At 39.3% G+C, this 25155-nt stretch carries 21 protein-coding genes and 1 pseudogene; 12 read left to right on the top strand and 10 right to left on the bottom strand.

The genetic code is table 11. The features are described 5' to 3' along the window. Nucleotide 1: 1 nt before the first annotated feature. The 3 genes from GXP67_RS05805 to GXP67_RS05795 form a co-directional block, all read right to left on the bottom strand. Complete coding sequence (locus GXP67_RS05805) at nucleotides 2-883, bottom strand: ABC transporter ATP-binding protein (protein WP_162442279.1); 882 nt, start codon at nucleotides 881-883, stop codon at nucleotides 2-4. A gap of 364 nt (nucleotides 884-1247) precedes the next feature. Further along, nucleotides 1248-2069 (bottom strand): IS3 family transposase, encoded by an 822-nt coding sequence (locus GXP67_RS05800; RefSeq protein WP_162441441.1) that lies wholly within the window; start codon nucleotides 2067-2069, stop codon nucleotides 1248-1250. Beyond that, entirely contained in the window at nucleotides 2069-2359 is a 291-nt protein-coding gene (locus GXP67_RS05795; protein ID WP_162441440.1) for a transposase, read from the bottom strand. The genes GXP67_RS05800 and GXP67_RS05795 overlap by 1 nt, the downstream gene beginning before the upstream one ends. A gap of 778 nt (nucleotides 2360-3137) precedes the next feature. On the opposite strand from GXP67_RS05795, the gene GXP67_RS05790 reads away from it, so the two are divergent. The 6 genes from GXP67_RS05790 to GXP67_RS05765 all read left to right on the top strand — a co-directional run bounded on the left by GXP67_RS05790 (nucleotide 3138) and on the right by GXP67_RS05765 (nucleotide 7677). After that, entirely contained in the window at nucleotides 3138-3851 is a 714-nt protein-coding gene (locus tag GXP67_RS05790; RefSeq protein ID WP_449421288.1) for a transposase, read from the top strand. 283 nt (nucleotides 3852-4134) lie between these two features. Next, entirely contained in the window at nucleotides 4135-4854 is a 720-nt protein-coding gene (locus tag GXP67_RS05785) for a hypothetical protein (RefSeq protein WP_162442277.1), read from the top strand. Nucleotides 4855-4928: 74 nt separating this feature from the next. Then, nucleotides 4929-5435: a hypothetical protein gene (locus tag GXP67_RS05780; protein ID WP_197901647.1), complete on the top strand. Its 507-nt coding sequence runs from the start codon at nucleotides 4929-4931 to the stop codon at nucleotides 5433-5435. Nucleotides 5436-5450: 15 nt separating this feature from the next. Continuing rightward, the gene (locus tag GXP67_RS05775) at nucleotides 5451-5981 is read left to right on the top strand and encodes a hypothetical protein (RefSeq protein ID WP_162442276.1); all 531 of its coding nucleotides are present in this window, start codon (nucleotides 5451-5453) and stop codon (nucleotides 5979-5981) included. Further along, nucleotides 5959-6660, top strand: a complete 702-nt coding sequence (locus tag GXP67_RS05770; protein WP_162442275.1) for a metallophosphoesterase — start codon at nucleotides 5959-5961, stop codon at nucleotides 6658-6660. Before GXP67_RS05775 ends, GXP67_RS05770 begins: the two co-directional genes overlap by 23 nt. 36 nt (nucleotides 6661-6696) lie before the next feature. Then, complete coding sequence (locus GXP67_RS05765) at nucleotides 6697-7677, top strand: hypothetical protein (protein WP_162442274.1); 981 nt, start codon at nucleotides 6697-6699, stop codon at nucleotides 7675-7677. A 181-nt stretch (nucleotides 7678-7858) separates the two neighbouring features. Here GXP67_RS05765 and GXP67_RS38515 read toward each other — a convergent pair. The 7 genes and pseudogenes from GXP67_RS38515 to GXP67_RS05725 form a co-directional block, all read right to left on the bottom strand. Beyond that, nucleotides 7859-9128 (bottom strand): annotated as a pseudogene (locus GXP67_RS38515) (IS3 family transposase). A 486-nt stretch (nucleotides 9129-9614) separates the two neighbouring features. After that, a complete protein-coding gene (locus GXP67_RS05750) occupies nucleotides 9615-9869 on the bottom strand; it encodes a hypothetical protein (protein WP_162442271.1) in 255 nt (84 codons plus the stop codon). Between the two features lie 257 nt (nucleotides 9870-10126). Then, a complete protein-coding gene (locus GXP67_RS05745) occupies nucleotides 10127-11443 on the bottom strand; it encodes a vanadium-dependent haloperoxidase (RefSeq protein ID WP_162442270.1) in 1317 nt (438 codons plus the stop codon). 321 nt (nucleotides 11444-11764) lie between these two features. Next, nucleotides 11765-12586 carry a class I SAM-dependent methyltransferase gene (locus GXP67_RS05740; RefSeq protein ID WP_162442269.1) on the bottom strand — a complete coding sequence of 274 codons (822 nt, stop codon included), beginning with the start codon at nucleotides 12584-12586 and terminating at the stop codon, nucleotides 11765-11767. After that, on the bottom strand, nucleotides 12564-13631 hold the full coding sequence (locus GXP67_RS05735) for a hypothetical protein (protein WP_162442268.1): 1068 nt from the start codon (nucleotides 13629-13631) through the stop codon (nucleotides 12564-12566). The genes GXP67_RS05740 and GXP67_RS05735 overlap by 23 nt, the downstream gene beginning before the upstream one ends. Nucleotides 13632-14181: 550 nt before the next feature. After that, nucleotides 14182-14925, bottom strand: coding sequence for a LytR/AlgR family response regulator transcription factor (locus GXP67_RS05730; RefSeq protein ID WP_162442267.1), 744 nt, complete (start codon nucleotides 14923-14925; stop codon nucleotides 14182-14184). Nucleotides 14926-14981: 56 nt separating this feature from the next. Then, nucleotides 14982-18110, bottom strand: a complete 3129-nt coding sequence (locus GXP67_RS05725) for a sensor histidine kinase (RefSeq protein ID WP_162442266.1) — start codon at nucleotides 18108-18110, stop codon at nucleotides 14982-14984. A gap of 448 nt (nucleotides 18111-18558) precedes the next feature. Between GXP67_RS05725 and GXP67_RS37215 the strand changes: the two genes are divergently transcribed. The 6 genes from GXP67_RS37215 (at nucleotide 18559) to GXP67_RS05695 (ending at nucleotide 24827) form a co-directional block, all read left to right on the top strand. Beyond that, nucleotides 18559-21246 (top strand): winged helix-turn-helix domain-containing protein, encoded by a 2688-nt coding sequence (locus GXP67_RS37215; protein ID WP_162442265.1) that lies wholly within the window; start codon nucleotides 18559-18561, stop codon nucleotides 21244-21246. 131 nt (nucleotides 21247-21377) lie between these two features. Beyond that, a complete protein-coding gene (locus GXP67_RS05715) occupies nucleotides 21378-21581 on the top strand; it encodes a DUF8691 family protein (protein WP_232064957.1) in 204 nt (67 codons plus the stop codon). 49 nt (nucleotides 21582-21630) lie between these two features. Continuing rightward, a complete protein-coding gene (locus tag GXP67_RS05710; protein ID WP_162442264.1) occupies nucleotides 21631-22251 on the top strand; it encodes a hypothetical protein in 621 nt (206 codons plus the stop codon). Between the two features lie 245 nt (nucleotides 22252-22496). Then, a complete protein-coding gene (locus GXP67_RS05705; protein WP_162442263.1) occupies nucleotides 22497-22868 on the top strand; it encodes a DUF6567 family protein in 372 nt (123 codons plus the stop codon). 429 nt (nucleotides 22869-23297) lie between these two features. Then, complete coding sequence (locus tag GXP67_RS05700) at nucleotides 23298-23705, top strand: MmpS family transport accessory protein (protein ID WP_162442262.1); 408 nt, start codon at nucleotides 23298-23300, stop codon at nucleotides 23703-23705. Nucleotides 23706-24137: 432 nt separating this feature from the next. Then, the gene (locus tag GXP67_RS05695) at nucleotides 24138-24827 is read left to right on the top strand and encodes a hypothetical protein (protein WP_317170105.1); all 690 of its coding nucleotides are present in this window, start codon (nucleotides 24138-24140) and stop codon (nucleotides 24825-24827) included. The last annotated feature ends 328 nt before the right edge of the window (nucleotides 24828-25155 follow it).

The following is a 25155-nucleotide window of genomic DNA, read 5'->3' as shown; positions in this document are numbered from 1 at the left end:
GTTAGTCAAAGGCTACTAATTGGTTGTTTTCAAGTAAGGTAGAGAAATACACATCTTCCAAGGTTGGTTGGGCGCAAACCGCTCCGGAGGGTGATGTGTCTGAAAGCATTTTCACTTCCAGTCCACCGGATTTAAACCGGGTAGAAATGATATGATATTGAGCTTGCAACTCGCCAAGCTCTGCTTTCTCTATTTCTATTGTCCATAGCTTGCCTTTTAGCTTATTGATCAGTGGCTTAGCCTCACCTGACTGCAGAATTTTTCCTTGCCCCATAATGGCAAGCTGTGGACAGATATCTTCCACATCGTCTACAATATGGGTGGAAAGCAGCACTACAACTTCTGTACCCAGCTGGGAAAGTATATTCTGGAAACGACGGCGTTCTAAAGGATCAAGGCCGGCTGTTGGCTCATCGACAATGATCAGTTTGGGATCTCCAATTAATGCCTGAGCAATTCCATACCGTTGCTTCATGCCACCGGAGAATTGATTGATGCTCCGGTGGCGGGCTTCCCACAGATTGGTCTTTACCAGCAGGCTTTCAACCACTTGTTCGCGCTTTTTGCCATGAATGCCTTTCAAAGCGGCAAAATGCTTGAGCATTTCCACAGCCGACGTGCGGGGATAGGCACCAAATTGTTGAGGTAAATAGCCCAGCACCTGACGCAGCGCATTTTTTTCTTTCCGCAGGTTAATCCCATCAAAGGTAACCGAGCCTGTATCTGGTTCCTGCAGGGTAGCTAAAATGCGCATAAGCGTAGATTTTCCGGCACCATTAGGGCCGAGTAAACCAAACAAGCCTTTGGGAATATTGAGGTTAATATTCTGTAAGGCCGCAATATTTCCCGGATAGATTTTAGTTATCTGTGACAAATGCAACATGTGTTTTGATCTAATTTCTTAATTGTATGTCTTTAAAGGCTATTAGCAAAAGGATGGACGAAGCAAGACCTTTCTTTCAAGTGTATGATAAAGGTGTTTCCGTATGGGAAGGTTTAACTTGTGTTTACCCACTATGAAATGAATAATCCTCCGGTGGGTTAAGTGGTCAGTTGGCGATTTTCAATAGGCTTTAGGAGATTGATTATACGTATAAGCCTGAGTATAGACGCTACTACTGAGCAATACAGCCATTAGTAACAAGAGCAGCGATAATATATAATTTGCCCGTAAGTTTTGAATGAGGAAATGGGGTAATATAATACCTCGATTAGTTTAGACCACTTTTCTTGTTTTCTTAGTTGAATTAAGCTGCCATTTTATAAAGATTAATGGGCTTGTTTCGGTCAATTCCCTGGTGTGGCCTTTGATTGTATTTCTCCATCCAGCCACTGATGCCCTGGTAGAGGGAGATGCCATCAGTGGCCGGGTTCAGGTAAATATGCTGGTATTTAATGGTCCGCCAAAACCTTTCTATAAATATATTATCCAGTGCCCTGCCTTTGCCATCCATACTGATACGGATAGATTCACTTTTTAAATATTCTACATACTCTTTACAGGTAAACTGGCTACCCTGGTCGCTGTTGACAATCCCGGGCTTACCATGCTCAGCTACCGCTGCTTTCAACACCTGCAAGCTAGCCTCAGCATCCAATGTATTAGACAAGCCCCAGCCCACAATATAGCGGCTATACACATCTATCACAGCCGTCAAATACATAAACCCTTTAGCCATCGCAACATAGGTAATATCTATAGCCCATACCTGGTTTGCCCGCTCTACTTTTAAGTTCCTGAGCAAATAAGGATAGATATACTTTTTGTCCCCTAACTGCGTCAGTTGCTTTCGGGGGTAGATAGGCCGGATGTTAGCCAGCCGCATCAATCTTCTTATCCGCTCGTAACCTGCTTTATAACCCTTTTCCTCCAGCATCGACTGCATTGTCAGCACTCCGGCCGTTGGTTCTTCTAATATATGGGCATCCATGAGCTGCATCATTCCTAAATTATCTGCATTCTCTTGTTTAGGCTCATAATAGAAAGAGGCCCGGCTGATAGAAAGTAAACGGCATTGCTGGCGAAGGCTAAGCTTTGCTTGAGGACTAACCAGTGATTTACGCTCCATTACAGTCCGGTCTTCTTCAAGCTTTTTTTTAAAAAGTCGCGTTCCATCTCCAGTTGCCCAATCTTAGCATAAAGCGCATCTAAGTTTACCTGCTCTTCTTTTTCTTTCCCTTCTGTGGAAGAGAATACCAGCTCCGAATTAGTTAAAAATTCCTGCTTCCACAGCGATATCTGGTTGGCGTGTACCTCAAAGCGGGCCGACAAAGCCGCTAATGTTTCCCGCTCTTTAAGCGCTTCCAATGCCACTTTCGCCTTGAAAGCAGCTGTAAATTTTCTCCTCGTTTTTTTCATCTTTTCCACGTTTAATTTGTATTGCTTTTCACTTTAACGCGTGGTCTGATTTTACCGAGGTATTATATAATGTAGCCATAGGATTGAAGGTGAAAGTGAATTATTGATTTAACTTTTAGGGAGTTATCTAAGAGTAATAAGAGCAGGGCTCTTGCCAAGATGACTTTTATCTTACGTTATGAGTTTCTCAAGTTTATAGCTTGATATAAATCATTTTACTGATATTTAAATAAATCTAAATTATTGCAAGGTACTATGTATAACAACCTACATAAATGGTTCTTTCATAGGATGAAGTGCAATTATCCTCTATATATCGATTGGACAACTATCCTAAAATGATGTAATCAATAAAACTTTTATCTCTATTTTATTGAACAAGATTAATAGATATTAAGAGTAGGATAAACTAAATGTGATGAAATGCAGTAAAAAAGGGATGGTCTTATGCAAGTGCATATTCTGGTGAAAATGGCTCTCCCGAACTTTTGATGATCTGGGTTCTGGAATAAATAGTGGAGCAAATTGTTGTATAGAAAAAGAGGAGAATTAATTGAATATTGATTGTCTGCTGCCCCTCACACCTGGTTTAGTATTAAATGGAATAACATACCCAGAAAAGCAGGAGAAGAAAAAATCTGTAGCACAGGTAAAAAAAGACACAGGATCCCAATCAGGGCTTGGTCTGAGATCCGTAGTAGTCCAGAAAGAAGAGCCGGTGAGCAGATCTGACATACGCCATAAAAGGGTAAAAGAGCTATTGAGCGAAGGTTGGTCGATGAGAAAAATTGCCAGGCATTTACAGATGTCCCGCAGAACGGTAAACAGATACAGTCTGCTAGAGAAAGTACCTAAAAAGCGATATAGCCAAGGCTCCACCCACAGATTGTTGACTAATGAGCAGTTAGTGTACCTGGCCAAAAGATGGGTAGCAGGCAATACCACCGCTTACCGGCTATGGAAGGAGTTGAAAAAAGAAGGCTACAAAGGTGCCGTGGGCAGTGTGTATGGAGCCGTAGCTCATTTTCCGGCCATACCTAAGGCACCTATTGATCAAGAAATAATTAGAAAAGCCATCCCACCAATATCTGCCCGTAGTGCCATGTGGCTGATGATGAAACACAAAGAGAAACTATCGGAGAGAAAGCAGAAGCTATTAGCTTTTTTACTCATCCATCACGGGCACGCAAAGATGGCTTACCCTATGGCACAAAGCTTTATTGATATGGTCAAAAATAAGCAAGTAGAAGAGTTAGATACCTGGATAGCAAGGGCTAAAGAAAGTGGTATTGCTCAACTCAAACAGTTCGCTAGTGGCTTGCAACGAGATTACCAGGCGGTTCATGCGGCATTATCTATGGAGTGGAGTAATGGTCAGGTAGAAGGACAGATTAATCGGCTCAAACTTATTAAACGTCAGGGTTATGGAAGAGCTAAGCTAGAACTGCTCAAAAAGCGGGTGTTTTACAGACCTACAAAGCAGGCTGCTTAAGTCTGTTTTGGATCAAATCATCAAAAGTTCGGGAGAGCCAGCATCCCCAGAATACGCAATAAGCAGAGATGTTTATGAAAAGGGAGATTTTTTGTCCATTTATAGCCGATGTGCCGTCCTAAAAAATGACCGATTTTTATTAGGACGGCACAGAGTGAGAGAGCAGTTTCAAGAAAGGGGTAGTTCATTTAACTATTATAAACAAAGCTGATAAACACTTGAAATAACACAGATTTTTATATAAATTTTGAATCTTTCTGTTATTTTATGTAAGTTGATATGAATGAGATCCAAACAGATTTTATTGGTTTTGTTTCCTGTCATTTTTTTACTAATTCTACTTCCATTCTTAATATCTATAGATTCCACTGACTTACCGTCAAGCATTCGAAGGGGTGATCTTGCCTATAGTTGTAATTGCGGATGGATCAGTTGGGATCATGCCCTGCCTTGGGGCGTACAAACGCTTATTGCAGAATTGGTGCATGATTCGGCAGTAGATGTGGGCGCAAAACAAATTACGTATGCGCAGAACATGAAAATCGATTTTATAGGAAAAACCAAACTAGTGGCCCAGATTTCTAGAACCTATGTGTTCTCAAGAGCAGTATCCCTTCAAGAAAGAGAACAAATGGCCTTTCTTATTTTCAGGCAGACTTCAGAAAGCTTTGAAAAAATGCAAGCTTCATTTCCATTTAGTTTAAATGAGGGGTCACAGCACTCTTCCTTTAAAGGAGGTGACTTGACTGGCAATAAAATCGCTTTTTATAGAGCTTTGAAAGGATATTCTAAACAGCAGGTAGAAAAACTTTGTAAGGCTGTGTCAACTAAAGCCTCACTTAAACGCTTGGAAGAGGGTTATTATGGAAAACAGATGGATTGGCAGCCTAAGCAGGAAGGCCTATATCCGCAACTGTTAAATACCATACGCACCGATATACACTTTTCAAAACAAAAGTTATCACTCACCAAAGAATCAAAAAATTTTTACATTGAGTTTTAATTTAATTCTTTCTACATGGATACACGCTACCTTTCAATTGAGTGTAGCCATTATTTGAAAAGCAACTATCAATCATGCAGACAACCAGCCCATTCAAATTGTATCGTTCTTTACTGCTTTTGCTTATTCCTCCGCTCTTATTTGGATTGTTACTCTTCCTTTTTAATGATAATCCAAAACTTAGACTAGGCACTCATTCCTTTATTTTGCCCCCGCAACTATGGATACTGTTTTTTTCAGGCATTATCGCTACCCTTGGAGGAGTGCTCGACTGGAGATTTCATCGCTATGTACTCAAGATGCAACTGTCCCAAAAAGAAAGAGATGCAGAAGCACAAGCTCTTGGACTAGGTGGTCTGCCCATGTTTGCATTAATGTGGGGTGCCATGTTGAGTGATTATCCCTCCCCTTATTTAATTCCTATCTTAGTGGTGCTCATTTATACGGTTGTCCTGATCTGCTATGATGAATTTGTTTTTCACCGGAAAAGATGTGGAAAAAAGGAGAATCTCTACCACAGAATGCTCGTATTTGGGAATGGTATTGCCTGGCTTGCCTGGTTTCATCTTATTTATGGCTGATTTTATATATGGCAAATGAAATTTAAAGAGCTACTCTTACGAAGTAAAAGCTATCTTGATAAAAATCCACACTATGTAGCAAATAGATATTCTTTGGGCGTATTTTGGTGGGGAGCTAAATGGATGTTTGACCGCTTAGATGAACTTGACAAAAAGAAAGGACACTCATTTGATAGTTCTGTTAATTTTACTGCCTATGGCATTTTTAAGTATATCCTTTGTGCAGGCACCTTACTTCTGTCAGCCATATTCTTGTTCGGGGTTAGTCCTTTTCTGCTCCCATTCTCTATCATTGCTTTTTATATAGTAGAAGTGCATTTCTTATTTTTATTTCCTTTACTGATTGACAAGGTGAAATATCCCCTGCTTATCAGCATTAAACAAACCTATCGTATAGGTTTATTCAAGGCGATATTTACGATCATGCCAATTGGTTTTTTTATGGTAGTTGGTCTTTTCCATTGGAGAAAACCATTACTAAACTGGCATATTGGATGCTTGTCGGTCCTACTTTGGTATCAAGATGAAGTTAGAGCTAGGCTATAAATCAAGCATTGAAGTGCGCCATGAGCACTATCGCTGTAAAGTGGAGGAGGCATTTAGTATGTTGTATATTTCGGATTTTCATTTTACAGCCTATAGCGGGGATATGGTGCAAAGGTTAGTAGAGAAGATAGAAGAATTAAATCCGGATATCCTTTTATTAGGAGGGGACTACTACGATAGCTCTACAGGTTTTTATCACTTGTGTAAGTTTATGAAAGCCATCTCGCATAGAAGAAATGTGTTTGCTATAGCCGGAAATCATGACTATTTTTTTGGAATAGCCAAAACAAAAGAAGTTATTAGAGAGAACAATGCGTATTGGCTTGAAGAAGATTCATTTTCTTTACAGGTAAACAACACTATAATTCACATTGATGGCAACAAGCCTCAAAGAGCAAAAAGAGCGGATATAAACATATTATGCTTGCATAAACCGATTGATTTAGAGGGCTATTATGACCATTATAACGTAGTATTTGCAGGCCACTTGCATGGGAGCCAGGTGGTATTATGGCAAACAAGCAAAGGACTATATCCCGGCAGGCTATTTTATAAGTGGAACATGCTTAAGAAAAGCGTGGGTGATTGCCTATATCTGATCAGCAAAGGAATAGGAGATACCTTGCCAATCAGATATAATTGTAAAAAAGATATTATACTAGTGAATGTTTCCAGCTAGAAAAAGAATGAAAAACGTTTAACCTGATTTAGTTCTATGAAATCACTCTTTGCCGTTATAGTAACTGCCGTTTACGGACTATCTCTAAGAATAGTATATGGTTTACTTAGTGATGTGATGGCCATTATGAGTCTAAGCCTACTCATACTAACCCCTATGATTTTAGGGTTTTTAACAATCATTTTAATCTCTAGAAAGAACACTATTACAGGCACGGCTGCCTTTTTTCTGCCATGGTTAACTATATTAGTCTTACTAATCGTTACCATGGTATTACAAATTGAAGGGGCCATTTGCTGGATTATGATTTATCCGATGGCTTCTATACTGGCAGGAATAGGAGGGGTCATTGCCCAATCTTATAGAAACCGTTCGACAGGCACCGCTGAAAGCATACAAGGGGCAGATAAAAATGAGTTCGGTTCTTTAAAGACATCTATTGTATTACTACTTCCTTTGATTATAGGTGCCCTAGAAGGGGAATATGCACTACAAAGCAAGCAAATCATCATAACAAAAGAAGTAGTTATTCCTGTTTCTGCTAAAAAAGTCTGGCAAGAACTCATCAATATCAATGAAATTAAAGCAAAGGAAAAAAAGGCTAGTCTGTCAGGTTTGCTAGGATTTCCTAAACATTTACGTACTACTCTAGATAAAGCTGCTGTAGGAGGGAAACGAGTCGCCTATTATGAAAATGGATTAACCTTTCAGCAACAGATCACAGAATTTGTTTTGGAGGAGCGAATGGTATTGAATTTACAGATTGATCCTTCAAAAATTCCTTCTTCTATTATGGACGAACATATTATTTTGGGAGGAAAACATGTAACGATAGTAGAGGATACATATCGGCTCAAGAGACTATCAGATCATAGTTCATTGTTGACACTAAGTAGTCATCTGATTATAAATACGCCTTTCAATTGGTATGCAAGCCTTTGGTCGCATCTTATTATGGCGGATATACTAAATGAACAACTTACCCTTATAAAGAAAAGAGCCACCTCTAACCTGTAAAGGCCCTAAAAATACACAAGAGGAAATAACTGTAGGTGAAATCTTGTGCTGGACTTAACTTAACTATGTCAGGCCCCTGTTTTTGTACAAAAACCGAGAGGAAAACTTATACGGTTTAGGTTCACTGTCTTTCTTTTGAGTTTCAGGAAAGGGGTCTGGGTGTTGCACTGGGTTTTACCTGTTAAAGTGGAAGGTTAGAAAAGATCAGGCAGCCATTGAAATAGGCTTGCTTATTTTCAAACTCATATGGGCTCATATAGCCCAAAGTAGAGTGCATTCTTTTTCGATTATACCAGACCTCAATGTATTCGAAAATATTCTGCCTGGCTTCTTTTCTATTCTGATACAACCGGTGATAGACCAATTCCTGTTTAAGTGTGGCAAAAAAACTTTCCATTACTGCATTATAGTAGCAATTTCCTTTCCGGCTCATGGAACAGCAGATTTTATTGTTCTTGAGTAATTGTTGATAATCGTTGCTGGTGTACTGGCTTCCCCAGTCCGAATAATGAAGTAGTCCTTTTGATGGTTTTCTTGTTTGCAAAGCCATTGCTAAGGCAGTTATCACTAATCCTCTTTCCATATTATTATCCATGGCCCAACCTACTACTTTGCGAGAAAATAAGTCCAATACCACTGCCAAGTATAGCCAACCTTCTTTAGTCCATATATAAGTAATATCCGTTACCCACTTTTCATCGACTTTACTAGCCATGAAGTTCTGATTGAGTTTATTGTCTGCTACAGGCAAATCATGATTAGAATCAGTAGTGACAATATACCTTCGCTTTCTTTTAGCGGCTATTCCATTATTTTTTATCAATGTAACTATACGCTTTGTGAGCAGCGAATACCCTGCTTGCGTAAATTATGGCAGATCCTCGGACTTCCATGAACCTGCGACAGAGGCTGTGCATCTGGGTCCTGTCTCCCGGCTCTCCTTATGAATGGCTTTTATCTCTTTTACAATCTGCTCGTTTTGCTGTTGGCGGATGCTTTGTGGGCGCTTCAGCCACCATGGAGCCGAGAGACGAACATTGCGCTCGTAGAGCTAGTAGCCACTGACAGATACGTTTAATGCCTGGCAAAGTCGATTTAAATTGTACTGCCCCTGATGCTGCTTAATAAACTGGTATCTTGCTAGGAGCGGTTGGTGCGGATCCCAGATCAAGCCCTGGTTGAGATCCGATACCCATTGCCTTTTTTAAGATTTCTACCGTTTCTTTTAATCGTTGATTCTCTCGTTGCAATTGATGCAATTCTTCATCTTTAGTATGTCCTTTGCCTGGAAAACCTTTCTCTCCATCCTGCACCAATTCTTTTTTCCAGCGTCCCAATACACTAGAGGCGACACCCAAATTACGTGCAGTTTCGCTTGTATTCCTACTCTGTTGGACTAACCTTACAGCTTCTTGTTTAAATTCACTCGTATAGGTTTTTTTAGTAGACATATTGTTAATGGTTTGGTTAGTAAATCTACTCTTTTCTAACCTTCCACTTTAACGGGTGAAACCCACTCTGTTTTTGGACACTTGTATAGAAGAAAAAATTAGTGGGATTTATCCTTAAATAAGATTAATACAGTAGTTCAGCAAAGGGGCATGATTTTTAACCTGGACATATGTTCTAAAAATTAATTATAGGTTTTCAATAACCTACAAACTCATTATCATAAAGCCCTTAACCTATAGTCTAATTTTCGAGGAAAGACCACTACTTCCTAAGGCTACCTTCAAATTAAATCAACTAAGTTGCAGATTGTTACTTTTTTGGGCAAATATTATTAGCAGGTTGTCAGAAAGGTTATTTGGTTCTCTGCACCAAAGGTGGGTAGTCTTCAGCTTTAGTAACTATACGCATAGAAATGGTCTGTATGTGAAAAGATTGTTTGTATATTTCGTTGTCAGTACTAACAGTAAAATGATAGGTACCGTCTTTTACACCTGATAGATCAAATCTGCCCACATATCTTTCAAGAGAAAAAGAATGAACGAAAAAAAATCACCTTTCTCTTCCCCAATGAGCACTTTTACAGTTTTTCTACCATACTGCTCAAATTGTACCCTGAATTTAAGTGAACTTTCCATTTGATTTACCATCACTTGTAAGCCAGCATTGCTTTTATTTTTATTAGTCCTGTGAATTACATTATATCTGCCCTGTTTTGTTTGGGCTAAAGCCGTAGCAACCATGATGCATTCTAAAATACTAAAAACCAAAAGCATCAACACAAGATCTCTATTTGTATTTGGCAGTGGAAAAATGGGAGGTCTTCTCATAACATAGAATAGATTGATGAAGATTAGGAGAGAAAATTTATTAAAAAGGAAAGTATCAAATAGCTTCGTCCTTTTATAAAAAAAGAATAAATATAAGGTGGGATATCTCAGCAGCAAGTGCCTAGGATATCCTACCTTAGTATATTTGTAATACTACCAATTAATAACTATCAGGGCGTATTTAAATTGATCTTAGAAATATTATCACCGAGTTGATTTCCTAACCCAATAGAAATGTCCTGGGTAAACTGGTAGTGAATGCCCGCATACACCCTTGATTTGGCCGCCTCTTCCACCATTTTGGTAATAGAGGCATACTCTCTAGGCGCATCTCCCCTCCATGAATAGGCATTGTCGGTTACAGGTATGTCTCCATATTCTCTTTTTAATACCTGCATCACTGGACCAAAAATGCTTACAAGTCCGGAAGGATATTCCGGGTAAGGAGGCGTAGGAAGATACGATTTCCAGTTGGGATCAATGTGCTTATTGATGTAGGTAACTGGCCTGATTAAGTTGTATTGATATTTGCCTTTGAAGGTAACAATAGGACCATCCTTGAGCGCAATGCCGGTTCGGGCATACATCTCTGCGGCCTCTCCCAGGTTTAGTTTTTTGCTTTCCAATATGCTTGTTATAATAGACAGAAAATGATAGGGTGCCGGAATACCTACTCCTGCTCCACCGGCATCTGCCCACCAGTTAGCAATGGCTTTTTGCTCATCGGTGAGTGATTTACCAATGTCATATACATGCTTGTTGGATTTATAGAAGTTGGATTCCTTGTCCTCTGAAAATGCATAAGGTATTGAACGTACATTTAAGGTCAGAGAAGATACCAAAAATGGCCTGGAATTCTTCAAATAAGGGCCTACCGGCGCAGCAAAAGCCGGCGGAGTAGGTTCCCAGGAACCGGGCAAAACAGGGATTTTATAGCCTGCACCCGATAGGTTAAAATTATCGGCAGTAGACCAGTTGTAAATGGCATCGGCGATGGAACGGCCAAAGGCTTGTGAACGGGCTATCACTTCACTGGAGGTATTTGCTTTGAATGTAGTATTATAAGCATTTTCCATCGAATCGATCCTGGCTTTATCCCCATCGGTAAGGCCTGCTAAAAATAGCTTCGCCATACTTGCCAGTGCAGCGTTAGCTGAGGCGCCCCATAGATATTCTTTGTGCTTTTCCGGTGTGGGCATGGCTGGCATCTGATAGAGCTGGGTAGCTAAACTGAGTGATCCTTTAATGCCAGGATGGACTGCTTCATACACCCCTACACCTATATAGCCAAAATTTCTGTTGTTTAATAGTACAACCGGTTGGGGATTTGCCCCAAATTGAACTTTCGCTAACAATTTATACCAGTCATGCACGACATCGGCCGGTTCCTGTTTTGGAGTGTCTTTGGGCAGCCACTCTTCTAACTGATCACAACTTAACAAAGAGCTTATAAGAATAAGCACAAACACGAGATTTCTCTTGGGCATTGGAAAAATAGAATCTGTTCTCATAATAAACAATGGGTTTTGGTGAAGAAGATAAAAAGGTATAAAAAGGAAAGTGTTGGATAAAGCAATCCATTCAAGCCAGCCTAATACTGACTTGTTGGGGCTTAAGTGGGTAATTTCTACTATTGAGTTACACCCATTTTGGAAAGTAATGGATAAAAGAAATGAAGCACAACAACAACATGTTGCTAGATACACCCGGGCTAAATTTGAAAGATCGGTTTGTTATACCTGTTGCTGCCGGGTTACTTGCAACAATTATAGAGAAGATTAAACAGTTCGTGATAACTCAAGCCTAAACTATGAAGAATGCATATATGCTTTTTCAAAAGTAAGCGTAAATAAATTAGAAAACAGGACTGTGTTTTCATCCCTTAGTGAGGCCAGGAACTCGTTTTTGAAATTCTCTGTCCATTTGGCATCAGGCAATACTTTCTTTACATACTCCAAAGCTATATCAACTTTTAACTCCCACAGCCTATAGTTTTCCTCATCAAAGCTGCCAAATTTCTTATGATACGCTTCTATCTCTGCATGTACACAACTAAAGCTTGCAGATTTACCAAAGGTGAATAATTTCCTGCCTACATCGGGATCAAAACCGGTTTCATTTTTTAACAGCAGTATGACTTTCTTTAATGCAGCTGGCGTTTCCGGATACATGGTGAATTGCCCATCTAAATCCTGTACTAATAATTTACCTTCAGGCTTACAAACTCTGAATAATTCTTTGGTAGCTTCGATGGGTTGCTGTAAGTATTCATACAAGAATCTGCAGTAGATAAAATCGAAATAATTATCCGGGAAGGGTAACTGATAGATACTTGCCTGCATGGCTTTTACATGGGTTTGCCCTATCACTCTCGCATTTGCCTCCCTTACTCTTTCTCCGCTGATATCAATGCCAACAAAGGAATGATTTACATACGTTTGGCCTAAGACTTGCAAAAATGCTCCGGAACCACAACCTGCTTCAAGTATCCTGGCATTTGTTAAATTTTCTAGATGGCTTTCCAGGTATTTGGCAACAAATACCTTTGCATTGGCTTTTCTGTATAGACGGTCTCCCTCCCGAGGATCATCCATAAAATACATGTCCTTAGTTTGTAACACTTCTCTCATAAGATTGGCCTACAAATCGTTGATAGATGGCACGAGTTAAATTATCTGCATGTTCATACCAGCTTTCATAGCCACCACGCAGAATAATAAACAAATTATACTCCCTGATTACTTTACCCTGTAATTTTTCTATAAGCCGACAATGTACCGGATCTACTAATACAGGAAGATAGTTGAGCGGGAACTGGGGAAATAAACTGGAGGCTTTCCCCAATAATAAACGGGCAACTGTTAGATGGTATTTTTCCGATGACTTATCTAAAATGAGTTCGCTGCTGTTTTCCAAAAAACTAAAGTTAAGTCCCAGTGAACTCTGATTGCTAATTATAACCCCTCTCACTTTACTATCCTTTTTAGAGCAAGCCATAAATAGGCTTCTCTTCCGTTGCAATCCATGCATAGTAAATTTTTTATTCAGCCTTTCCAGGGTTAGATCTGCCGAATCTAACTCTTGCGCTTTAATATACGCTTCTCCTCTTTCCATCTGTACAAACTCCAAAAATTGCTGCCGGTTAGCCTCATCAACCTCACTAATCTCCACTTCTTCTACCAGGAACTCTTTTATAAAGGGAACTTCACAATATGTATAAAATATAATTTGGGATAAATCGCTGCCAAGCCTACTGGAGAGTGGTTCAAACATACGGGCAGAGTATTTATTTTGAGGCCGGTAATAGATTTGATAAGAATCGATAGTATTAATTAATTGATTTTCAATTACTTTTTGTAATATATTTAAGAAAATAAGCCTGGATCCTACCGGATGATTAGAAGCCAGATGCTGGCCAAGCATACCTTTATTTAAATATTGCCAACAAGTAGCTGTTGAAACAATATTTTTATCGTTCTCAACTATAGTTCCTACCCAAAATAAGGGATAGTTAGCGTGGAGGGCCTTCGTCCAGTTTTCTTTGATAAGTGTCATAACAGGATCAAGACGTTTTCTTTTTTCTGGGTAAATAAAACCGAGAAATTCATATAGTTGCAAAAGCTGTTCGATCTTCATTTGATTGTATTCAATCAATGGTTTGTCAATTGTATACATAAGATTTACCTGGTATAAAAAGTTGAGCGAATGCTTAAAGGAATTAGGTATGATAGGTTGTTACCTACAATTTGAAAGCATATTTAACTTCCTGGCCTATACAGTATTAGATGAATGGGAAAAGGTGTCCTATTTTCACAGCCATAAAATATTAAAACTAAGATCGTGAAGAATTGAAATAAACCTACTCCTTATTTGCTGTAATTTCCATGGGGAATGAGTAATCAGCGTATCTGGCTGTATATTTTGTTTATTTGACTGAGTAGTTGAAATATATCAATATTTTAGTTAGAAATTTGTTTTCTATAGTGGTGTTTTCAAAATGGAGGGATTGCGCTTGTTCTTCTTATAACAAGTAGATAATTCACGATAGACACCATCCATCGCATTTAATTTTAGTAGAGTAGGGAGATAAAAGAAAAGGGCAAGTAATAAGAGGAAGTGACGAAAAGTTAAACATACCTGCTTTCCCTATAGCCATATATCTGTTCAATGAGCACCAAGAAGGATTGAGCGTATAGTTTGGTTTAACATATGAGTAGGCCATAGCTTACCTGGCAAGCAACTTGAGTAGGATATCTTTCCGGCTTCTTGACACATTCACGCTCGTATTATCGCTCATCACGACATAGCCCCCTTCCCCTCTCACATAACGGATGATCTCATTAAGGTTAATCAGGTGAGAATGGTGGATGCGTAGGAAGCCTTGCCCTTCCAGTAGTTCCTCAATCTCTTTCAGTGTACGTGATATCAAAAACTTCTTTCCGTTTTTCAGATAGACAAGGGTATAGTTACCATCGGATTCACATTGAATAATGTGTACGACAGGCACTAATTCATAGCCTTCCAGGGTAGGCAGAGCAATTTTCTGTAAAACCACTGGTTTATGATTCAGCTTTTGCATCAGAATGTCTAGTTGCTGGGCAAGAGGGTTGTGCCGCCTCTGACTGATTTTACCTACTGCTTTCATAAGCTCATCTTTATCGATGGGTTTGAGCAGGTAATCCAAGGCGCTAAACCGGATAGCTTTGATGGCATAAGAATCATAACCGGTGGTGAATATCACTTCAAAAGTAATATCTGATAATCTTCCAAGCATTTCAAAGCCATTCATTACCGGCATCTCTATATCTAAAAACACAACATCCGGCTGGTAATCTGCAATGGCTTGTAAGCCTTGTGAAGCTGTACTGCATTCGGCTAGTAATTTCACCTGTGGACAATATCTTTCTAACTGGATAGAAAGCGTTTCCCGGCAGTGTTTTTCATCATCGATAAGTATGGCTTTGATCATAGCAGACCCATATATAATTATGTATTATCCTCAAATTACTTTTCGAGCTTATAACTTCAGACCAGCATTTTCAAATTTACCCGAGTGCCACAGGCTTCGCCTGAATCATCTATTAAATCTACTACTTCTACCCTGGTTTGTTTGCCATACAGCTTATGCAGCAATTCTAGCCGGTGAGCCGTAATTTGCATACCCATCGACTTGCTTTTGGTAGCCGATTTACTTTTCAGTTGGGCTGCCCGTTTGCGGCCAATGCCATTATCTTCAATAGTACAAATCAGCCACTGTGCTTCCTGTTGCACAACTATGCTTAATTGCCCCATTCCTTCCTTGTGCATTAGGCCATGCCAGATGGCATTCTCCACATACGGTTGTATAATTAAGGGAGGAATTTCTATATAATCTGCTTCTACTTCCTTGTCACAGGTAATAGAGAAAGTGAACTTGCCTTCAAAACGCAAGGCTTCCATCTGGAGGTAGAGTTCAAGGGCTTCCAGTTCATTTTCCAGGGTAATAGTGGGGGTATTGGAATTTTGCAGGATCAGCCGGATCAGCCGGGAGAATTTAGAGAGGTAGTCGGAAGCTGCTTCCGGTTGATTTTTTAAAATAAATCGGTTGATGGAATTGAGGCAGTTGAATATAAAATGTGGGTTCATTTGTGCCCGAAGTGCCTGCATTTCCAGCTCAGAAACCTTTTTGTTAAACTCGGTTTTTTCTCTTTCCTGCTTTTGTACCTGCCTTATCCGGTAGCGGTATCCAGCGTATAGCAAACACAGGACAGCAGCGAAAGAAAGACTTATAAACCACCAGGTATAATAAAAAGGTGGAAGGATAACAAATTGTAGCGCCGCTCCCTGCTGATTCCATACGCCATCGTTGTTGGAAGCTTTTACCCGAAAAGTATAGTTGCCAGGATCAAGATCAGGATAATTAACAAAGCGGCGGTTGCCTGAATAGACCCAGTCTTTATCTACACCCACTAATTGATAGGCATACTGGTTTTTTTCTGGCATGATGTAATTAAGGGCTACAAAATCAAAGGAGATAAAGTTTTCAAGATAGGAAAGCTTAATAGTCTGTTGATCAAACATATGTGGTTTGTCGAGTACCTTAAAGCTGGTAATGTACACTGGTGGAATAACAGGATTGTCTTGTAAACTGCCAGGGTGGAATATATTGAAGCCATTGGGTCCTCCAAACAGCAGCTCTCCATTGTGACATCTAAAACTGACCGAGCCAAAAAATTCGTTGTCCTGCAAACCATCCCCTTTATCATAGTTTCTAAACGATCTGGTACGGGGGTTGAACCGGCTTATACCCTGGTTAGTCGAAAGCCATAAGTGGCCTCTCTTATCTTCAAGAATACTTGCAATATTATTACTAGGCAATCCATCGCGGGTAGTAAAAGCAGTAAAGTAACCAGTATTAGTATCCAGCCTATTCAGGCCACCATGGGTAGTGGCAATCCATAGAATACCAGCTTTATCTTCGTAAAGTTCATTCACTAACAGGTTGTTCAAATGCCCTTTCGGATGGGTTAGGTTAGGCTTGTAATGGGTAAACTTTCCGGTTTTGGGTTCCAGTTTACTCAAACCGAGACCAGCCATTCCCATCCAGATCACCCCCGAGCGGCTTATGAGCATGGGAAACATAGAGTTTTGAAGCAGCGAGTTGGAAACAGCCGGATTGTGGTAGTAATACGTAAACTGTCCGCTTTGCTTATCAAATCTTGCCAGTGCCTCGCCTCCTACCCATAGATGGCCTGCGGAATCTTCCTCCAGAAGCCAGCAATAGATCTGCATGGGGTAGCGGGTAAACCTGCCGGTGTTGCGGTCCAGGGCATGCAGGCATTTTCCGGCAAGCACCCATAATACACCGGACTTATCTTCCCGCACATCCCGTATATTATCATTCACTAAACTATAAACATCCTCCGTCCTGGCGGCATAGCGGGTGAGCTGGCTAGTCCGCCGGTCAAAGCTATATAAACCATGAGTAAAAGGACTAAACCAGAGCAAGCCTGAATGGTCTTCATACAAAAATTCAATGGAGTTTTCCTCTCTATGGTTGTAAATGGCATCAGGCCGTAACTGATAGGTACGGATCTGTCTGGAGCGGGGCATTAAACGGTGCAAGCCCTCAGCTGTACCTATCCATAGCAATCCTGACCTGTCAATATATAAAGACCAGATATTATTGCTTATTAAATTGCCAGGAATAAGAGCATTGGCTTGATAGGTAGTAAATTCACCTGTTACAGGGTTCAATTGTTGCAAGCCATTATTAGTACCAATCCAGATCATACCGGCAGCATCTTCTACAATGGCTTCTTTATAAATATGGTTTCCAGTTAAACCATTCTTTTGAAAGGCATAATGTGTGATCTGCCTGGTTATAGGGTTGAGGCGAAATAAGCCGTTGGCATTCCCTCTTCCATTAGTCCCAATCCATAAATTCCCTTTTCGATCTGTGTAGAGACAACGAACGTGGCTGATATCTTCTTGCTGCTCCTCCTTACTTAAGGGAAATAAGGTAAAGGTTCTGCCGTCAGGGTCGAACTGAAAAAGCCCTTTATCTGTGGCTACCCATAAGCCGCCGGTGGCATCTTCATGAATTTTGTAAATGATGTACCCTGGCGCAGGATGCGCATAGAGCGTGAAACGGCCTGTTTCGGGATCAAATTTATTCACCCCTTCTGCCGTAGCCACCCAGAAACGGTCCTGACTATCCACCAGGATGCTCAGGCAGAAATTCCTCTTGTCCTGGCCAGTTGAATCGATGCGGTAACTGGTAAACTTGCCAGTTTGTTTATCAAACCGGACCAACCCTTTGTTCATAGTGGAAAGCCATAAGTGACCAGCCCGGTCTTCGTGGATAAAAGACACAAAAGTATAGGGCATCTCTGTAGAATCAGTCTGGAAAACAGTGAAGCGGTAGCCATCAAATCGGTTTAACCCATCTTGTGTGCCTACCCAGATAAATCCCTCCCGGTCCTGGTGAATAGCTGTAATAATTTTATTAGATAAACCCTGCTGTAAAGAGTAATGGATGAAAGTTGGCGTTTGGTTTAGGTACAGTGTGGAGTGGACCGTTTGGGCAAGGGTAGTAAGCGAAAGGCCTATAAGTAGGAAAAGCAAGTTTAGTAGCCAAGTGCAGCCTATCTTTGTTTGGGTAAACTGAGCCATAAACCAACGGGTTGGAAACCAATAGTAATGTAGAGTATTTTAACCTGGAAGAGAAGCAGTTGAGTCAAATTTATCTTAAAAAGATACCTCATAGTACCATCTATTACCACATTAAATTATCTTTTTAGACAGGTCTCACCTACCGCCAATGAGCAATCTGTAGAAATGAATGAGCCCTTTGCAGATTTGAAGGTAAAATTTGTTTTCAAGTCAATCTTCTCCATTTACATCCTAAGATTAAAATGCAATAAGAGATGGTTTTGCCATTACAGGTTGATAGTTAAATAAACTTCCCCTTTCGAGTAACCTAATCACGGGTTAGAGAGAAAAGACTCATTTTATACAACCTATATCAGGACAAGACCGGGAAATAGGTTTCTGGAGAAAAGAGGCTATGGTCTAATATAAAAGAGTGGTAAACATTGCGTGCCTTTGTTATATTGCGTATGTGCTTCTAACTAAACTACATATACCTTCTGCAGGAAAAAATTTAATTCATCGTTCCGGTCTTTTTGAAAAGTTAAATGAAGGGCCCAACCGTAAGTTAATTCTCATTTCTGCGCCTGCCGGATTTGGCAAGACCACCCTTATAAGCGATTGGATCACCCAATACAAGATCCAGACAGCATGGGTTTCACTGGACAAAGGAGATATGGATCCTGTAGAATTTTTGAGCTATATAATTGCAGGTATTCAAGGTATTAGTTTTGAGTTTGGACAAAGTGCGCTCAGACTTTTGAAATCGCCGGACAAACCTAATTATAAATCAATTACCGGGTTGCTGATAAACGATATGCTCCAAATTAAGGAGGATCTTTTATTGGTACTTGACGATTTTCATTTGACAGATTCAAACGAAATTTCAACAATAGTAACCTATTTATTGGAGCACATTCCTGCTACTATTCATGTTGTAATCTCAACCCGGTCAGACCCTGCCTTGCCTTTAGCACGGTTAAGAAGCCAACATCAGCTTGTTGAATTGCGATCAGCCGATCTTAGATTTTCCGCCAATGAGATTTCTGTTTTATTTAATAAAAAATTAAAAATAGGTTTATCTATTGATGATGCGTATGCGCTTGAAACCAAAACTGAAGGCTGGATAGCCGGCCTGCAACTCATAGCATTATCGATTCATGACCATAAGGATGTTTCTGAATTTATTCAAAACTTAACAGGAGATAACCGATATATTATGGATTATCTGATTGAGCAAGTACTTAAAATTCAATCAGAAGAGATCAGGGAATTCTTGTTGCAAACATCCATAGTAGAAAAATTCTCCGCCTCCTTGTGTAATACTATTTTACATAGAAATGACAGCCAGCTAGTAATTGAGCAGCTGGAAAAAAATAACCTTTTTGTTATCCCGCTAGATTCAGAAAGGAAATGGTACCGGTATCATCATCTCTTTGCAGATCTTTTAAAACAAAGGCTTTTACTAAAGGACAAAACTTTAATTGATGGTCTTCATAAAAAAGCCGGAAAATGGTTTGAAGCTAATGGGATGTATGACTTAGCCATAGCACATACTTTGGTCATTAAAGATTACGTAAAAAGTATTCAATTACTTGAACAAGTAGTGGAGGATATGTGGAAAAACGGTCTTCATTCTGCTATTTCCAGGTATGGTGATGCCATTCCTGAAGATCTGATAAAAGCTAGTCCTGCATTTTGTTTATATTATTCATGGATATTAATTAATACCGGACATATTCAACATGCCCAACCTTTGTTGGAATCTGCTCAACAAATAATTGATAAAAAAATACCCGATAAAAAAACCAAACAACATGAAGTTGAGAATTATAAAATTCTGCTTGGTAAAATTGCCGTTGCCTTTGCTCATTTAAATTCAAATCAACAGCAACCAGACAAAGTATTAGAGTATTGCCAAACAGCCCTTGAAAAACTTTCCGGAAAAGATCCCTTATGGCTGGGTTTGGCCTGGAAGGCCAAAGGAAATGCAGAATTACAGAAAGGAAATACCAGGCAGGGCATAGAAGCATTAACCATTGCTGTAGAATACGGAAAAACAGCGGGTAATTTATATCTTATTTCATCAGCCGCTTCCTCTTTATCCTATCAGGAGTCAGTTTTTGGTCAGTATAAATCGGCCTATAAACGCTCCTGCGATCTTTTAACTTTTATGAAAGAAAAAGGATACTCGGAGTTTGCAAAAGCAGACTGGGCCTACGCAGGAATATTTACTATGATGTCTGTTACAGAATGTCTTTGGGCAGATTTTGATAAAGCGTTAGAAAGTGTAGAAACGGCTTACCAATTAACTAAAAATGAAAAGAATATCTTTCAAAAAATAATAGCCTTACTGGCTTATTCGTACATTTTACATGCGCGTGAAGACAAAATTGGAGCGGTGAATAAATTGACGGAATTAGAGGGGGTAATGAAGCAATTTAAAATCTCACCTTACATTGTAACCACTTATGTTGGATGGAAAATATACTTGTTCATTGAAGCATCTCAACTTGAACAAGCAAATGATTTTGTAAAAGAATACGGAATAAAAACAGATGGGATCATCTCCTACCAAAATGAGCATATATACATAAATTTTGCCCGTTTGTTGATTGTGCAATATAAATTTGATGAAGCCACAATTGTCCTCTCTAAAATTTTCGCCTTGGCAAGCGCTAGTGGCAGGGCGGAGACGCTGGTTCAGGTTGAAATTTTATATGCTATCTTAAATAGTATGACCGGTTTTCAGCAGAAAGCTGTTAAAAATTTAGTTGCAGCTATGGAATATGCAGCGGATGAGGATTTAATAAATTATTTTCTTTTTGACCTACCTACTACAAATAATCTATTGGTTGAAGCGTATAAAATACAAGCAACCACCAAAACAAAAATTTCGAAGGCATTTGTAGATAAACTTAAATCTGTTATTAACAAAAAGCAAAACCGCGTAAAAATTCTTTCAAATTTTGAGTTAAGCAACCGCGAACTCGATACACTAAAGCTTATTGCTGATAACTTAACCAACCTTGAAATTGCAGATAAACTTTTCGTTTCTGTTAACACGGTTAAAACTCACTTAAAGAATATCTTCCTTAAACTCGATGTTAACAGCCGAACCAAAGCGGTTGCGAAAGCAAAAGAATTCCAGTTGATTTAGGAAAACTGCCCCTCACCAATTCCTCTACAAAATTATCTTCACCCAATTTATTTGCTCATAAAATCACCCATTCGGGTGACTGTTGCCTAATGGGTGCGCTATACCTTTGTCTTGTAGTAATTCATATACATATGAAAAACATAACAAAAATAAAGGTCGGAGGGCATCTTGATAAAAAATGGAAAAATTACTTTGATGGGATGGATTTTAAATATGATGGAGACAATACGATCCTTTCCGGAAATATGAAAGATGAAGCTTTTATGCATGGAATTCTAAACCGGATAAGAGATTTAAATCTGAAACTGATTTCAGTTGATACATCTGTAGAATAGTAATAATAAACCAAAGAACGAATCATTAAAAACAAGTAGTAGTATTGATATGCAAAAGAAAATTCTATTGGTCGCCTTGACCTTAATAATGGCAAGCGCATTACAAGTCAAAGCTCAAAATGCCAAACAAGACAATACTTATAAACGGTGGTTTGTTGGCAGCACGCTATATTTATTGGGTAATTTAGATAAAACAAACAATCCTGAGTATGTACAATTAAATGTTGGATACAGGATAACCCCTAAAGATGTTGTTTCCTTTAGATTCAAAAGATCCATTTATTCCTGGCCAATAGGTATCCCTTTTGGATCATCCTCATTTGATGCACCGGGAGAAAACTATCCCGGTCATGCACGCATACTTGCACCTACAGTTGGATACCAGCGGTTTTGGTGGAAAGGAGCTTATACATCCGTTCAGGCGTTGAATGCTTTTGAAAAATATCTGGATGAGGATAATAAAAAGATTGGAAATGGATATACATTATATCTGGACTTCTATTTGGGTTACCAGTTTAAGTTTTTTAAAAATCGGTTCTTTTTTGAACCCGCTATTGGAATTAGTTCTTGGCCTGTAAGAACGAATGTTCCACAATCTTTTAAAGCAGCAGAACAAAAATGGCCTAACTACTTTATTCAACCCGGGTTTGATTTTGGATTTAATTTTTAGCACCCTCATCGGGAAGTTAACCCGATACCTTTCAACCTACTAAAACTCCCAACAACAGCTTCCCCTGTTCAAGAACAGGTATTTTATACAACCTTCCATGGCAGCCACTTTCCCTCCCGTGAGCAAGAGCATGCCGGAAAGTTTTAAAATACAAGACAACAAGTAGAAAAGTACTTTACCGGTGAGCCAAGCCTGCCTTTCGGATTAAAGTTTTAAAACCTATATCACAATAAATAATTACTACAATGAAAAGGATTTTCATTTATTCCGGGTTGTTATGGCTCGCAGCAGTTCTTAGTTCATGTGGCATCGGCCATGCCCTTGTTACCAATCACAATCAAAACGCCACTGAGGTACATTTAGGTGGGAACAACTTCAAAGTAATTGATCAGGTAAGCGGAAGTTCGGAGGTGTCTTATGTATTGGCAATGGGAGGGATGAACAAAAGGCAATTGTACCAAAATGCGTATGCAACGATGATGAAGAAAGCCAACTTGCTCAGTGGTTCCAAAGCCATTATCAACGTGACGACAGAGGAACACTTGGGTGGTTTTGCCCCTTTCTTTGTCAGAAGAACTATCACGGTAAGTGCCCAGGTAGTTGAATTTACAAGGTAAGTTTAAAGAAATGGGCTGTGTATTACATTAGGATTGACAGTGGGGGCTCATTTGGTAATATCTGATTTGAATAGATCAAAATGCAAAAGATGAAGGCCTTGCTAGTACAGAATGCGTTGTATCCCATAGGCTTCACATGGCACTTTGGAGATGTACTTGCACAGAATTTCAAAAACCTTCTACTGTGTTGTAAACGGCTGTATTCGGACATCCTATGACATAGTTGCGGCTGACAAAAAACAGGAAAGAGTTTCAAATTATATTTTGTCATGGTAGACGAGTTAAACTGTCGCTAGAACTTTTGACGACTAAAGAGAGTAAAGCCCACCAAAATTTGGGGAAGACAGTTGAATGGACTGAGATGTAGAAAAATCATGTGATGAAAACTTGTTTAGCAACACCTTTTGAAAACAATAGCAAATAAATCGTATGAAAGAAAAAATTAACATGATCACTCGCTTGAGTGTACTCGTTCTGGCCACCCTATTTTTAAATGAATGCAACAAATCAGACGATCCAAAGCCTGCATATCCTAAAAATGTTTCAGTAGCGTATAAAGTATCTGGCACGGGAGTCAGTAAGGTAACATCGTTAAGTTACACCAATGCAACTGGTGGCTCCACTAGTTTGACGGATACAACCATTCCATTTTCGGTGTCATTCAACGGCACGGTAAATGTAGGAGACGATCTGGGTCTATCTGTTTTACATAATAACAGTGCGACTGGCAACCCATTCAATATAAAGCTAGAGATTTATGTGGATAATAAGTTAGTGAAAACAGAAACCTATGAAGGAACCAGTAGTGTTATCGGTGCGATTGTACATTTCTTTTAATAATTAGTGATTATGAAAGCTCTCCTTAGTTAGTCACAGTCGAAAATATAAATTTCCAGTTGGAAGTACTATCCTGTTGGCATGTGGGAAACTCCGGCCCAATATTATATAAGTTGTATAGATGACACTATACTTACAAATTCAAATTCTGATAGGGAAGTAAAAATAAAAAGTAAATTTCCAAAGTTTGAAACCCTTTACAGAATATTATCCTAAAGAACTGTTAGCTAAACAACAAATAGACTTTGACGAGTTTAAAACTTCTTCCCATGAAGAGCGATAGCTGAACATACTACAAAAAAGACTGAACCTCATTGGGCGTATTCCACAACACCAATTAGCGAGCTATTTAGGTATTAAACTTCAATCACTGAGTAGCTTAAGGGCAATAATTTCGGAAAAAGGCAAAGAGCAAATCATTTCTTCACTGAAGTGAACGATTTTAAGTCTATTGCCAATCTTTCTTTCCAGCAGCGTTTTACATCAATCAAAAAAGATATGCAAAAGAAAATTTTATGGATTGGACTTGCCTTTGTATTGGCAAGCAGTTTACAAGTGAATGCACAATATGCCAAACAAGACAGCACTTACAAACGGTGGCTTGTTGGTAGCACTTTATTTTTATTAGGTAATTTTGATAAAGTAAACCCTCCAGGCTTTGCTCAACTCAATGTAGGCTATCGTATTACTGGAAAAGATGTACTTTCCCTTGAACTAATCACTTGGAAACATTCCTGGCCGCTGGGTATAAACCCTTTTTATAATAGGGCATACGGAACCCCTGAAGAGAAATTTCCGGGGAATATAAGAGAGTATGGTATTGGTCTTGCTTATCAAAGGTATTTTTGGAAAGGTCTTTATGCAGCAGTACATGTAATGCCTATGTGGCAAACATTTAAGAATGAAAACGGTAATAAGGTGGGTAATGGCTTCATTATATTTAACACGTATCGAGTTGGCTATCACATTAAACTCTTTAAGGATAGGTTTTTTATAGAACCATCAGTTGGTATTGCCGGCCGTGCTTATCATACTGAAATGCCCGATGGGTTTAAACAAAAAGATGACAAGTGGCCAAAATACACGCCTGAGCCAGGGCTGCATTTCGGATTTAATTTTTAGTACTATATAAGCGGTCTTGTCCGGCTATAGGTTGACAAAATAGCCTATTATAATATCTTTTAAAAGAATAGGGCAAGAGGGGAAAGCATTATAGTTAGAATTTACTTTATAACTTATAATCCTTTCCCTTTGTGCAGTAACAGAATACACCCCTTTCGAGGACCTTCGCATTTTTAAGAAGAGTTCCCTCCTAATTGCCCCACTCCATTTGCACATTTGCTTGCCACGCAAATCCCGCGCAACACCAAAGCAAGCAAAAGAGCCAATCCAAACCACTCCAGGCAAGAACATTGACGATGCAATGGCTTCGTATCAAGTGACATGATTG

This window comes from Rhodocytophaga rosea (assembly GCF_010119975.1).
In the GTDB taxonomy this organism is placed as follows: domain Bacteria; phylum Bacteroidota; class Bacteroidia; order Cytophagales; family 172606-1; genus Rhodocytophaga; species Rhodocytophaga rosea.
This window is presented reverse-complemented; position numbering and strand designations above follow the sequence as displayed.